At 74.9% G+C, this 12,434-nt stretch carries 9 protein-coding genes; 3 read left to right on the top strand and 6 right to left on the bottom strand.

Annotated elements, in window-relative coordinates; all coding sequences use genetic code 11:
• The first annotated feature begins 14 nt into the window (after positions 1-14).
• Positions 15-1,031, top strand: coding sequence for an SPASM domain-containing protein (locus HDA43_RS03365; RefSeq protein ID WP_179818250.1), 1,017 nt, complete (start codon positions 15-17; stop codon positions 1,029-1,031).
• 248 nt (positions 1,032-1,279) lie between these two features.
• Here the strand turns inward: HDA43_RS03365 and HDA43_RS03370 are convergent, their stop codons facing one another.
• Together HDA43_RS03370 and HDA43_RS03375 are read right to left on the bottom strand one after the other, a co-directional pair.
• Positions 1,280-1,603, bottom strand: coding sequence for an STAS domain-containing protein (locus HDA43_RS03370; protein ID WP_179818251.1), 324 nt, complete (start codon positions 1,601-1,603; stop codon positions 1,280-1,282).
• Positions 1,600-5,778 carry a SpoIIE family protein phosphatase gene (locus HDA43_RS03375; RefSeq protein ID WP_179818252.1) on the bottom strand — a complete coding sequence of 1,393 codons (4,179 nt, stop codon included), beginning with the start codon at positions 5,776-5,778 and terminating at the stop codon, positions 1,600-1,602. Before HDA43_RS03375 ends, HDA43_RS03370 begins: the two co-directional genes overlap by 4 nt.
• A gap of 139 nt (positions 5,779-5,917) precedes the next feature.
• On the opposite strand from HDA43_RS03375, the gene HDA43_RS03380 reads away from it, so the two are divergent.
• Complete coding sequence (locus HDA43_RS03380; RefSeq protein ID WP_179818253.1) at positions 5,918-6,274, top strand: STAS domain-containing protein; 357 nt, start codon at positions 5,918-5,920, stop codon at positions 6,272-6,274.
• On the opposite strand, the gene HDA43_RS03385 is transcribed toward HDA43_RS03380, so the two are convergent.
• Together HDA43_RS03385 and HDA43_RS03390 are read right to left on the bottom strand one after the other, a co-directional pair.
• Positions 6,232-8,424, bottom strand: a complete 2,193-nt coding sequence (locus HDA43_RS03385) for a SpoIIE family protein phosphatase (protein ID WP_179818254.1) — start codon at positions 8,422-8,424, stop codon at positions 6,232-6,234. The genes HDA43_RS03380 and HDA43_RS03385 overlap by 43 nt on opposite strands.
• 179 nt (positions 8,425-8,603) lie before the next feature.
• Positions 8,604-9,764 (bottom strand): acyl-CoA dehydrogenase family protein, encoded by a 1,161-nt coding sequence (locus tag HDA43_RS03390; RefSeq protein WP_179818255.1) that lies wholly within the window; start codon positions 9,762-9,764, stop codon positions 8,604-8,606.
• A 169-nt stretch (positions 9,765-9,933) separates the two neighbouring features.
• On the opposite strand from HDA43_RS03390, the gene HDA43_RS03395 reads away from it, so the two are divergent.
• Positions 9,934-10,266: a hypothetical protein gene (locus tag HDA43_RS03395; RefSeq protein WP_218911584.1), complete on the top strand. Its 333-nt coding sequence runs from the start codon at positions 9,934-9,936 to the stop codon at positions 10,264-10,266.
• Positions 10,267-10,363: 97 nt separating this feature from the next.
• Here HDA43_RS03395 and HDA43_RS03400 read toward each other — a convergent pair whose 3' ends face one another.
• Both HDA43_RS03400 and HDA43_RS03405 read right to left on the bottom strand, forming a co-directional pair.
• On the bottom strand, positions 10,364-11,200 hold the full coding sequence (locus HDA43_RS03400; protein WP_179818256.1) for a hypothetical protein: 837 nt from the start codon (positions 11,198-11,200) through the stop codon (positions 10,364-10,366).
• A 277-nt stretch (positions 11,201-11,477) separates the two neighbouring features.
• Positions 11,478-12,221 (bottom strand): DUF899 domain-containing protein, encoded by a 744-nt coding sequence (locus tag HDA43_RS03405; protein WP_179818257.1) that lies wholly within the window; start codon positions 12,219-12,221, stop codon positions 11,478-11,480.
• Positions 12,222-12,434 lie beyond the last annotated feature (213 nt).

The following is a 12,434-nucleotide window of genomic DNA, read 5'->3' on the forward strand; positions in this document are numbered from 1 at the left end:
TAACCATCTTCATGATGGTCCTCAGCAGGGGCGCGGCCGAGGTGCCGCCCATGCCGCCTCACCTCCAGCTGGAGGTGACCTCGGCGTGCAACCTCCGCTGCCGGATGTGCCTGGTCCGCTACCGCCCCCCGGTCAACAAGATCGAGGGGGCGATGTCCCCGGAGCTGTTCCGCCGGATCCTCGACGCGCTGCCGGGACTGCGCCGGCTCACCCTGCAGGGTCTCGGCGAGCCGCTGCTCCACCCTCACCTGATCCCGATGCTGACGGAGGCGAAGCGGCACGGCATCGAGGCCGGCTTCAACACCAACGCCACGCTGCTCACCGCCCGCCGCTCGGCGGAGCTGGTCGGGCTCGGGGTGGACTGGGTGCACGTCTCACTGGACGGGGCCACCGCGGGCACCTACGAGGCGATCCGGGAGGGCGGCCGGTTCGACGCGGTGGCGGACAACCTCCGGGGCCTGTGGCAGGCCAAGCGGGCGGCGGGCACGCGGCTGCCGTGGACGCGCGTCGTGTTCGTCGCGATGCGCCGCAACCTCGGCGAGCTGCCCGACGTGGTGCGGCTGCTCGCCGGGTGGGGCGTGGACGAGCTGCGCGTGCAGAACCTGGCGCACACGTTCGAGGACGCCGACGGCGGCTACGCGGAGATCCGCGCGTTCACCGAGGCCGAGTCGCTGTGGAACGGCGAGGACCGGTCTCGCGCGGCCGAGGTGTTCGCCGAGACGGAGACGGTGGCCGCGGAGCACGGCGTCCACCTCCGGCTGCCCGGGCTGGAGGAGCGCCCGGCGCGGCGGCGGCCGGGCGAGCCGGGCTGCTCATGGCCGTGGGAGGCGGCGTACGTCACCAGCGAGGGGGTGGTCCAGCCGTGCTGCATGGTCATGGGCGACGACCGGATCACCCTGGGGGACCTGCGCAGCCAGTCCCTGGAGGAGATCTGGGCGGGCGAGCCCTACCGGGAGTTCCGCCGCCGGCTGACGGGCGACGACCCGCCCGAGGTCTGCCGCGGCTGCGCGCTCTACCGCGGCACCTTCTGAAGACGCGCTCCCCTCGCCCGAGTCACGCTCCCCTCGTGAGCGCGGATCTTCCAGGCCCCGAACCCGGGCGCGGACCCGGCCCCGAACCCGGGCGCGGACCCGGGCGCCGCCGACCGGCCCGGCCTCGCGTACGGTTCCGCCCACGCCGTCAGGCCCGCCCGCCGCCGGCCGCCCCGGTGTACGGTTCCGCCCACGCCGTCAGAGCCGGCCGTCGCCGTCCGGGCCTGCGTACGGTTCCGTCGGCGCCGTCAGGGCCGGCCGTCGCCGTCCGGACCGGAGTCGAGGCCGTGCACGGTGGTGACGTCGACGAGCCCGGAAATGGACAGGACCGGGGCGATCAGGGGGTTGGCGACCAGCTCGATGTGCGGGGCGTGGTCGAACAGGACGGTCAGTCCGGCACTGTCGAGGTAGTCCACCGCGGCGAGGTCGACGACGAGGCGGCCGTCGTCGGCGGCCCGGGTCAGGGCCGCGTCGAAGGTGCCGGCGTTGCTCATGTCGATCTCACCGGTGACGGTGAGGACCTGGGTGCCGTCGGGCCGCCGCGAGGCGGCCATCGTCAAGGGGGTGGTCATCGGGTGATCCTCGTGTGCATGTCGACGGTGGTGCCTGCGGCGCCGGGTTCGATGGTGACGTGATGCATCAGGGCGCGCATGAGGGCGACGCCCCGGCCGCGGTGGGGGTTGGCCTCCGGCCGCGGGGTCTTCCACCGCCCGCTGTCGACCACGGTCAGGTGCAGATCGCGGCCGGTGGCGACCGCCCGCAGCCGGATCATGTCGCCCGGACTGTTGCGGTGGCCGTGCTCGATGGCGTTGGCGCAGGCCTCACCGGCCGCGACCAGGACGTTCTGGATCATCGAGGAGCTGAGCTCGCAGCGGTTCAGCCAGTCGCGCAGCGCCGTGCGCACCGGGGCGAGCTGGCCGGACTCGGCGGGGAAGGCCACCTCCAGCGGCGCGGGCTGGCGGTACAGCAGGAGCGCGACGTCGTCGCTGTACCCGCTGTCCGGCTTCATGCGGGCCATGACCTCGGTGGCGAGGTCCTCTATGGGGGTGGAACGGCCGTCCTGGACGGTGGCGCCGGCCTGGTCGATGCCGTCCGTGAGCGGGCGGCTGCGGCGCTCGACCAGGCCGTCGGTGTACAGCAGCAGGGTGGAGCGGGCCGGCATCGTGCAGGCCGCCTCGGGGCGCGCCCGGCCGGGACGGGCGGCCAGCGGGGTGGAGCGGCCGTCCCGCAGCAGCCGGGTGGCGCCGTCGGGAAGGACCAGGATGCCCGGCGGATGCCCGGCGCTGGAGTAGGCGAGGTCGCCGGTGGCGGTGTCCAGGACGCCGCAGAAGACGGTGGTGTACCGGGCGCCGGGGACCTGCGCGGCGAACCGGTCGAGGGCGGTGAGCACCTGGGACGGGCCCGCCTCCTGCAGCAGCAGGGCGCGGCAGGCGCTGCGCAGCTGCCCCATGACGGCCGCGGCCTCAAGGCCCCGGCCCACGCAGTCCCCGACCACGATGCCGATGCGCTCGTCGGGCAGCGGCACGATGTCGTACCAGTCGCCGCCGACCTCCAGGGGCCGGCCGGCCGGTTCGTAGCGTACGGCGAAGCCGTCGGGCAGCCGGGACGGGCCGAGGATGGCCCGCTGCAGCGCCACCGCGGTCTCGCGCTGCCGGTCGAGCTGGTGGGCCCGGTGCAGGCCCTGACCGAGGTGGCCGGCCAGCAGCGCCAGCAGGGTCTGGTCCTCGGCGCTGAAGGGCCGTTTCTGGTCGAGGTCGATCCAGACGGCGAGCAGCCCGGCGGGATGCTCCAGGGTGACGCCCGCGCCGCCGGCCTCGCTCGCGGACGGGCGCAGCGGCGGCTGCTCGCGCAGGGCGCCGAGCGAGGCGCGCAGCTCCGGCGGCAGGGTCCGCCAGTCGGCTCCGGCGGCGGTGGAGGTCAGGGCGGGCCGGTCGTCACCGTCCCAGAGGGCGGCCAGCACCTGGCGGGCGTGCCAGACCTCCCGCAGTTCCTCCATCGCCCCGCTCAGGGCGTCGGTCATGCTGCCGGCCTGCGACAGGCGGACGCTGAGGGCGGCCAGCGCGCTCTCGCGCTGCACGGCGTAGTGCTCGGCGGTGACGTCGCGGAGGGTGCCGACGACCCGGCGGCGGCCGGTGTCGGGATCGAGGACGTCGTTGAAGGTGACCGCCACCCACACCCGGTGCCCGTCGCGGTGGGCGAGGGGTATCACGCCCCTGCCCTTCCCGACGTCCAGGAGCCGGGAGAAGACGTCGCCGACCAGCCGGTGCCCTTCGGGGTCGTCGATCTCCTCGGGCCACCACGGGTGGATCGGCCGGTACGGCAGGCCGTCGGCGTCGTAGCCGAGGATGTCGGTGAACGCCGAGTTGATCTCGATGACGGCGCCGTCCTCGTCGCAGACGAAGAACGCCTCCTGCAGGGAGTCGATCAGCGCGTTGCGCCACCGGGCGTGGTGGCCGCGCAGCCGCGCCGGCTCCACGTTGGCCCGCACCCGGGCCAGCAGCTCGGCCGCGGAGAAGGGCTTGACGAGGTAGTCGTCGGCGCCGGCCTCCAGGCCCTCGATGGACGCCTCCTGCCCGGCGCGGGCCGACAGCAGCAGCACCGGCACGCCGGCGGTGCGCGGGTCGGCGCGCAGCGCGGCGACCAGCTGCAGGCCGTCCAGGCGCGGCATCATCACGTCGCTGACCACCAGGTCGGGCGGGTCGGCGCGGACGGCCTCCAGGGCGTCCTGGCCGTCGGTGACGACCGTGACGCGGTAGGCCGGGCGCAGCAGCCGGGTGAGGTACTCGCGCATGTCGGCGTTGTCGTCGGCGATCAGCACCCGGGCTCGCCCGGCCTCGCCGTCCTCCGGCGCGGGAAGGCCCTCCGGGGTCTGCCCGGCGGCGCCGGTGATCTCCCCGGTCTCCCCCGGCTCCCCGGCGCTCCCGGTGTCCCGGGCGGGCGCGTCATCGGGCAGCCAGCGCAGGGCCTCCTCGACGAACGGGTCGGCGGTGGCGGAGACCGCCTCCGCCGCGCCGGCCGGGACGATGTCCCCGGGGGGCAGGTGCGCGGCGCCGAAGGGCAGGCGGACGGTGAACGTGGTGCCCTCGCCCTCGGTGCTCTCGGCGGTGATGGCGCCGCCGTGCAGCCCGACGAGCTCCCGCACCAGGGCCAGGCCGATGCCGCTGCCCTCGTTGGAGCGCGACCGGGCGCTCTCGACGCGATGGAAGCGCTCGAACAGCCGCGGCAGCTCTTCCTCGGAGATCCCGACGCCGGTGTCGGCGACCGTGAGGACGGCGTGCTCGCCGTCGCCGCGCAGCGCGACCCGGATCGAGCCGTCGAAGGTGAACTTCAGCGCGTTGCTGAGGAGGTTCAGCACCACCTTCTCCCACATGCCCCGGTCGATGTGGACCGGCTCGGGGAGGGGCGGGCAGTCCACGTCGAAGGCCAGCCCGGCCTTGTCGATCGCGGAGCGGAAGACGCTGGCCAGCTCGGCGGTGACGGCGGAGAGGTCCACCGGCTCGTAGCGGGCCTGCGTCCGCCCCGCCTCGATGCGGGAGAAGTCGAGCAGGGTGTTGACCAGTTTGCCGAGGCGCAGGCCGTTGCGGTGGACGACCTCGAGGTCCTCGCGCACCCGCGCGTCCGCGCCGGCCAGCGCGCCCCGCAGCTCCTGCACCGGCCCCATGATCAGGGTCAGCGGGGTGCGGAACTCGTGGCTGACGTTGGAGAAGAAGGCGGTCTTGGCCCGGTCGAGCTCGGCCAGCTCCTCGGCCCGGCGCTGCTGGAGCTGGTAGGCGACCGCCGCGTTGACCAGGGCGGCGGTCTGCCGCGCCACCAGGCCGAGGAACGACTCGTAGGCCTCGTCCAGAGCCCGGCCGGCGCCGGCCGCCAGCACGATCACCCCGATGTTCCGGCCGCCGGTCTCGCCGGCCAGCGGCAGCACCATGGCCTGCGTCGGCGGGGTCTGCCAGCCTCCGGCGGGCAGGGCGCCGAACCGCTCCGCCACGTCCGTCATCGTGACGGGCCGCCCGGTGTCCAGCACCTCCCGCAACGGCCAGTCCCCGGGCCCGTCCGCCAGGGGGTGGGGCTCGGCGCCCTCGGGGCCGGTGGCGGTCAGCACCGGCTCGTCGCTCCCGGGACGGCGCAGGTAGATCGCGGCGAACGGCACGTCGAGACCGGCCCGCTCCAGCACCCGGGCCACGAGCCGGCACGCCTCGGTGACGCTGCGGGCGTGGCCCGCCTGGGCGCCCAGGTCCTGCAGCACGGCCAGGCGGCGTTCGCCGATCACCCGCTCGGTGGTGTCGCTGACCGCGGTGAACACCCCGCGTACGGTACCGTCGTCGTCGTGCAGCGGGCTGTAGGAGTAGGTCCAGTAGGTCTCCTCCCAGTAGCCGTGCCGGTTCATCGGCAGCAGGAGGTCCTCCGACCAGGTGGCCTCCCCCGAGGCCATCACCGACCGCAGCATCGGCCCGATGGTGTGCCAGATCTCCTCCCACACCTCCTCGCCCGTCTTGGCCAGGGCGGGATGCTTCGATCCCAGCAGCGGGAGGTAGGCGTCGTTGTAGAGGAAGCGCAGCTCCTCCCCCCACCAGACGATCATGGGGAAGCGCGAGGTCAGGCAGATCCGGCAGGCGGTGCGCAGGCTCGTGGGCCAGGTGTCCGGCTCGCCCATGGAGATCGAGGACCACGGGTAGGCGCGCATCCGCCGGGCCATCTCACTGGTTCCGGGGAACCTCAGGTCCGCCGCTCCGGAGCGCTCCAACCCGCTCATCGCCCGCCTTCCTCAACGCGCCGGCCGGTAAGTCTCCAGTTCAACGATTACGTAGGATAGGGCAAACCACTATGGGGGCATTAACGTTGCCCCTGGCCCCGCCAGCGCCCGCCCGACCGCAGTCCCCTCTTCAGGAGTCATGGTGCACAACGGTCTGACCGTCACCCTCCGGTCTCATCCCGCCGGCCCTCGCCTGCTGGTCGTGACGGGTGACCTGGACCATCACACCAGCCCTGGCCTGCGGGACACCGTGGAGGAGCTTCCCATGGAGGCCGGGTCCGGCGTGGTGGTCGACCTGTCGGCCCTGACGTTCTGCGACTCCACCGGCATCGCCGTGCTCATCGCGGCCCACCAGCGCGCCCAGGCGGCCGGGGCCTCCCTGGCGCTGGCCGGCATCGACCCCGACATCGCCCGCGTCTTCCGCATCATGGGCCTGGACCGGCTGCTGTCCTTCTACGACACCGCCGAGGACGCGGTGCGGGCCCTGTCGGCCTGACCTCCGCCGGCCCGGGGCACGGCGGCGAGCGCCAGGACCGCCAGGTCGTCGCGCAGCCCCTCGCCCCACCGGTTCAGGGCGTCGGCCATCAGGACCTCGACGATCCGGTCGGCCGGCCGGTCACCCGGTCCGGGCGGAAGGTGGGCGGCCAGCGTGGCGGCGAGGTCGTCGGGCTGGCGCTGGCGGTGGGAGGCGCCGCCCTCGACGAAGCCGTCGGTGTAGAGCACGAGGCTGTCGCCGGGACGCAGGTCCAGTGATCGCGCGGGGTAGTGCGCCCCGTCGAACAGGCCCAGCGCCGGGCCGTAGCCGTCCAGTGCCTCCATGACCATGGCGACGGCGCCGTCGGCGCGCCGCAGGATCGGGGAGGGGTGCCCGGCGCAGGCCAGCCGTACCCGGACGGGTTCGGCGGAGCAGTCCACGACGGCGTAGGCGAGCGTGCAGAACGGGCTGTTCTCGCGCCGCAGGGCGCGGTGGACCAGCGGCAGCACGTGGCCGGGGTCGGCGTCCTGCTGGGCGGCGGCCCACAGGGTGTGGCGGACCAGGCCGGTGACGGCGGCCGCGGCCGGTCCCTTGCCGCACACGTCTCCCAGCGCGACGGCCCAGCGGTCGCCGGGCAGCGGGAAGGCGTCGTAGAAGTCGCCGCCGATCTGCAGGCCGTCGCCGTACGGGCGGTAGCGGGCGGCCAGCTCGACGCCGGGCGGCTCGGGCAGCCGCGGCGGCAGCAGGGGGCGCTGCAGCGCGTCGGCGGTGGTGCTCAGCCGTTCCAGCAGCCGGTCGCGGTGCACGGCGACGGCGATCTGGTCGGCGATCCCGGCGAGCGCCCGCACGCCGGTGTCCGGCAGGCGGTGGCGGGCCAGGACGGCGAGGACGCCCATCACCTGCCCCTGGGTGACCAGCGGGTAGCCGGCGAACGCGGTCAGCGACTCGCGCCGCACCCAGTCCTGCTCCTCCACGCGCGGGTCGCCGATCGCCTCGGAGGTCACGTACGGCCGGCGCGCGGCGGCGATCCGGCCGATCGTCGACTCCCCCAGCGGGACGCGGGCGCACCGGTCGTCCAGGACGGTGCCGCGGACGGCGTCGGCCGACAGGAGCAGCGTGCCTGTCTGCGGGTCGAGGATCCACACGGCGGCCACGGCGCCGTCCAGGTGACCGGCGAGGGCCTGGACGCACCGCCGCAGCCGCTGTTCCAGCGGCTCGTCGGCGGTGACGGCCGCGGCGACCTCCCCGCTGAGCAGGGCCTGGCCGGTGCGTTCGGCCAGGGCCCGCCGTGCCTGGACGGCCTCGGTGACGTCCTCTGCCAGGACGAGGATCTGCTCGGCGCCGCCGGGGTCGGTCACCGGCTGGGGGCTGAGCCGCAGCACCTGCTCGGTGCCGTCGCCGGTGACACGGGTGAAGACCGGGTCGGCTCCGGACGGGTCGGTCCCGGGCGGGTGGGTTCCAGACACGTGGGTTCCGGCAGGGTCGGTCCCGGGCGCGTGGGTTCCGGCGGGGCCGGTCCCGGACGCGTCGGCGGGCGGGCCGCCGAGGTAGACCCGCAGGCGCTCCCGGGCCTCGGCGGGGAACCACCCGTCCAGGGGGCGGCCGATGGAGCCGGGCTCCTCCAGCCCGAGCAGGCCGGCGGCCCGGCGGTTCCACGCCACCAGCCGCAGGCCGGGATCGAGCAGGAGGGCGCCGGTCAGCGCCTGGCCGAGTATCGCGCCGAGCAGGTGCCGTCCCGGCTGCCGGGGAGCGGGACCGCCGGAGGCCAGGGACTCCTGCATGGCGGCCTGGGTGGCGGCGTAGGCGCGCTCGCGGTCGACCTGCTCCATCAGCCGGCGGGCGAGACCCGGCAGGTCACCCAGCCTGTCGTGCGGCAGCGCGCAGACGAGCCGGGCCGGGGCCAGCAGCGGCAGCGCCGCGGCCCGCTCCTGGTTGCGGGGCGTCGTCAGCACGACGACGGCCAGGTCGCGGGGGTCGGGCCGCAGGGCGTGCACCAGGCCGACCGGGGCGGGCAGCTCCGCGCCGAGCACCACCAGGGTCGGGCGGCGCCCGCCGGGCGGGCCGTCCGCGCCCAGCAGGTCGAGGGCCTGCCCGGCGGAGACGCTCACCACCTCGACGCCGGCCTCGGCCAGGCCGGACAGGCGCGCCTCGGCCTCGGCTCCGGCCCGCACCAGCAGGACGCGCCGCCGCCCGGACGGATCAGACAGACCGAACGGACCGGACGGACCGGACGGCTCAGACGATCCAGGCGCCCCAGGCGCCCTGGACGGACCGGGCGATTCGGGGGTCGGCGATTCGGAAGGCATCGGTTCGGGGGACGGCGGTCCGGGGGGAGTCGCGGGCGGCACCGTCACCCCTCCAGCAGGGGCTCGTCCAGCAGCGCCCGGCCGACCCAGACGCGCAGCACGTCGGTGATCGGGGACATCACGTGCGCGGCTCGGGCGTCGCGCAGGTGCCGGTGCAGGGCGGAGCCGTCGGAGTATCCCGCCCCGCCGACGAGCGTCAGGGCGTCGTTGACGACGGCCTCGGCGGCCTCGGCGACCTCCGCCTTGGCCGAACACAGCGCCGGCAGGGCGTCGGGTCCGCCGGTCTCGCCCTCGGCCGCGGCGTGGTAGATCAGCCGCCGGGTCCGTTCGACGACGGCCCACATCTTCCCCAGCCGGTGCTGGACCAGCGGCTGGGCGGCCAGGCTCCGGCCGCTGTGGGCGTGCCTGCGGCGCAGCAGGTGGGTGCGGGCCTCCCGCAGCGCGGCCTCGGCGACGCCCAGGTAGGTGCCGGCCATGGCCGTCAGGAAGTAGGGGGCGACGACGTTGAAGACGTACCAGATCTCGTCGCCCTCCTCCCCCAGCAGGTCGGCCCGGGGGATCTCGGCGTCCTCCAGCAGCGCGCCCCGCGAGGCGTTGCCGCGCATGCCGAGCCCGTGCCAGGGCGGCCCCCAGCTCAGCCCCGGGGTTCCGGCGTCGACGACCACGCAGGAGAACCGGCCGGGGACGGCCCCCGGTCCGGCCGCCGCCGCCGACATCACATAGGAGTCGGCGTGGCCGCCGTTGGTGACGAAGCTCTTGGTGCCGCTCAGCCGCAGCCGGTCGCCGTCCGCCCGCTCCATCCGGGTCTGCGGGAGCCAGAACTCCGCGCCCGTACCGGGCTCCGACAGCGCCAGCGTGGTCAGGTGCCGTCCGGCGGCGATCGCGGCCAGGCGGTCGTACTGCCCGGACCGGTCGGCCTTGGCGGCGATCACGGCCGAACCCACCAGGTGCATGCCGAAGCAGATCGACGTCGAGGCGCAGACCTGGCCGGTGATCTCGCCGATCTGGGCGACGGCGAGCAGGCCGTGGCCCATCCCGCCGAACCGCTCGGGCACCACCAGCCCGCCGAGCCGGGACCGCAGCGCGGCCATGCCCTCTTCGGGCCAGCGTCCCTCGGCGTCCGCCGTGGCGGCCTGCTTCGCCAGGACATCGCGGGCCACCTCGCGGGCGGCCGTGAGCGCGGCACCCAGTTCGATCCGCGTCATTGCCGCTCCTGTGATGACCCCACCGGCCCCGGTGCCGATGTTCTCCGCCGCTTACGGATGTCAAGATAGTTGACGTCGGGCGCGGGCGCACAACGGTGTGTCTCCCGCCCGGTCGACCGCCCGTCCTCCTCTTGTGCGGCCCTCGATGCCGCTGCTCCAGGTGAAAGCCATGAACCCCGCTTTGAAACCGGAGAAGTCGATGCTCCCCCACCGTTCCCGCTCACGGCGGCCGGGCGACCGGCAACCGTCCGCCGATCCTCTGCTGCTCGCCCTCACCGAGCAGGTCGACGCCGCGTGCGCCGGGCTCGCCGTCCAGGCCCCGGCCTCCCGGCTGCGCTCCCTGGCCGACCTGCGCGCCGCCCTCCACGAGGTGGCCGACGAGGCGCTGCGCCAGGCGATGCGCCAGGCCCGGGGCGAGGGCTGGTCGCTGCGCCGCATCGCCGCGCACGCCGGGTGCTCCCACGAGCAGGTCCGCCAGATGCTCCAGGACGGGCCGCGCTGAGCGCCGCCCGGCTCTCCGGCACGCGGAACGGCCCCGGGCGCGGGGATGCCGCGCCCGGGGCCGTCACGCGATGGCCGCCGGGGACCGGAGCCGGGGCTCAGGAACCGGCGGTCGGGGTGGGGGTCGGCGTCTCGCTGGGCAGCGGGGCCGGCGTGTCCGAGGACGTCGGGCTCGGGGTGGTCGGCGCGGTGGGCGTGCCGCCGTTCGTGGGGGTCGGGGACGGGGTCTGCGGCTGGGTGGGGCAGGGCTTGGGAGCCCGCCACTTGCCCGTGCCGGGCCAGCCCTGCCGCGGGGACCACCAGGCGCCGCGCTTGCCCTTGCCCGGCTGTGACAGGTCGTAGACGTAGGCGGCCGTGGCCTCCTGCGCCTGCCGCAGCGCGGTCAGGGTCACCCAGTCGCCCTGCCTGACCTCTCCGTTCCCGCGCCTGCCCGCCACGACGCGGGTGTCGTCGACGAGCGTGTACGCCTGCTCGAAGCCGTCGCGGCTGCGCACGGTGATCGAGCCCTCGTCCACGGCGGTCACCTTGCCCGTCTGGGCGAACACCGTGACGAACGCGCAGGGGTCCTTCGTCCCCAGTACGAACTCGCCGTGCGCCGTGTCGGCGAACTGCAGGGGGTGCACGGCGGGCAGCTCGGTCGCGGTGGGGGTCGGCGTGGGGGTCACGGTCTCGGTGGGCGTCTCGGTGGGCGTCTCGGTCACGGTCTCCGTGGGGACCGGGGTCGTCGCGGGCGTCCCGTCGGCCGTGCCCGTCGGGGTGGGGGTCGGCGGCGGCACGGGCGTCGCCGCCGACGCCGCCGTCACCCCGATGCCGCCCGACGCCAGCAGCACCGCGGTCGCCGCGACGGCCAGCGGCCGCGAGACGCCCCGGCGCGGCCCGCCCGCCCCGGCCGGGCCCCGCTCGTTCAACGTGTCACGGTTGGTCGATGTCACCATGTCCTCCCGTCTACGGTGTCCGGTTGAGCGCCCGCGGAGCCGGCGAGGCGCACCTCGCCCACCCCGGGATGACGATCACGGCAACCAGCCGCAATGATCTCCTAACGGGCATTCCGCCCACTTCCCGCTTCCGCCCGCCCCATGCGGCCGCCCCGCCGGGCGGCCTTCACGGGCCGCCGCTCCCCGCCAGCTCAACCCGCGGATCCGCGGGACCGAAAAAATCCGCCGCGGGCCGTACGGCGAGCCGCGCGCCCGCCGTACGGCCCGCTGGTGGCCTTCAGTGATGGCAGCCGGCCGCCTCCGCGGCGCCGTACCGGTCGTGGTGGCTGAACTCGTTGACGTACTTCTGCCGGCCGAGCGGCGTCAGGTCCAGGTAGTTGTAGGTGCCGAGCAGCAGGTCGAGGCCGCGGCCGTAGGAGGAGTAGGTGTGCAGCACCGCGCCGTCCCCGGCCTCGTCCCCTTCGGCGCGGACGAAGACGCTCACGCCGTGGGCCTCGCCCTTCATGAAGGGGGTCAGACCGCGCCGCTCCAGGGCCTCGCGGTCGTAGTAGTTGTACTCGACCGGGGCGACGGCCTCGTCGTTGGTCACGTGGAAGTCGTAGTTGAAGTCGCCGCCGTGGGAGGAGTACCACGGCACCTCCCAGCCCATCCGCTCGCGGAACGGCTCGATCTTCGGGTACGGCGCGCGGGAGACCAGGACCAGCGTGGTGTCCGCCCCGTGCAGGTGCGCCAGGTGGCCGATGTTGTCGGTCAGGAACGAGCAGCTCGTGCAGCCCTCGTCCCAGGCGGGGTCGAACATGAAGTGGTAGACGATGAGCTGGCGGCGGCCCTCGAACAGATCGGCCAGGCCCACCTCGCCGGACGGCCCCTGGAAGCGGTAGTCCTTGTCCACCGTGACCGCCGGCAGCTCCCGCCGCCGGGCTCGGACGGCGTCCAGCACCCGGAACGCCTCCTTCTCCTGCTCCAGCAGCCGCCTGCGGGCGACCAGCCACTCTTCTCGCGACACGACCGGGTTGCTCATCACGCTGCCCCTTCGATATGGGTTTTCCGGAATCAGGGCGAGTTTCCCGGAAGCCGGTGCGCGTTTCCAGGGAACACGAAGATCCGTCACCCCTATCCGGTGGCGGGGTCCGTGGGCCGCGACGCGCGGGCGGATCACGGAGGGGCGCCGGCCCTTTTCGGTCCCGGCGGAACCGCCTGCGACCGGCCCCGGCCCGTCCCGGAGCGGCCGGGG

This window comes from Streptosporangium sandarakinum (genome assembly GCF_013409935.1).
In the GTDB taxonomy this organism is placed as follows: Bacteria; Actinomycetota; Actinomycetes; order Streptosporangiales; family Streptosporangiaceae; genus Streptosporangium; species Streptosporangium nondiastaticum.

Excerpts from the sequence above, each read along its gene's own strand:
- HDA43_RS03390 (WP_179818255.1), bottom strand. The coding sequence starts at position 9,764 with ATGACGCGGATCGAACTGGGTGCCGCGCTCACGGCCGCCCGCGAGGTG.
- HDA43_RS03365 (WP_179818250.1), top strand. The coding sequence starts at position 15 with ATGGTCCTCAGCAGGGGCGCGGCCGAGGTGCCGCCCATGCCGCCTCAC.
- HDA43_RS03380 (WP_179818253.1), top strand. The coding sequence starts at position 5,918 with ATGGTGCACAACGGTCTGACCGTCACCCTCCGGTCTCATCCCGCCGGC.
- HDA43_RS03395 (WP_218911584.1), top strand. The coding sequence starts at position 9,934 with ATGAACCCCGCTTTGAAACCGGAGAAGTCGATGCTCCCCCACCGTTCC.
- HDA43_RS03400 (WP_179818256.1), bottom strand. The coding sequence starts at position 11,200 with ATGGTGACATCGACCAACCGTGACACGTTGAACGAGCGGGGCCCGGCC.
- HDA43_RS03405 (WP_179818257.1), bottom strand. The coding sequence starts at position 12,221 with ATGAGCAACCCGGTCGTGTCGCGAGAAGAGTGGCTGGTCGCCCGCAGG.
- HDA43_RS03370 (WP_179818251.1), bottom strand. The coding sequence starts at position 1,603 with ATGACCACCCCCTTGACGATGGCCGCCTCGCGGCGGCCCGACGGCACC.
- HDA43_RS03375 (WP_179818252.1), bottom strand. The coding sequence starts at position 5,778 with ATGAGCGGGTTGGAGCGCTCCGGAGCGGCGGACCTGAGGTTCCCCGGA.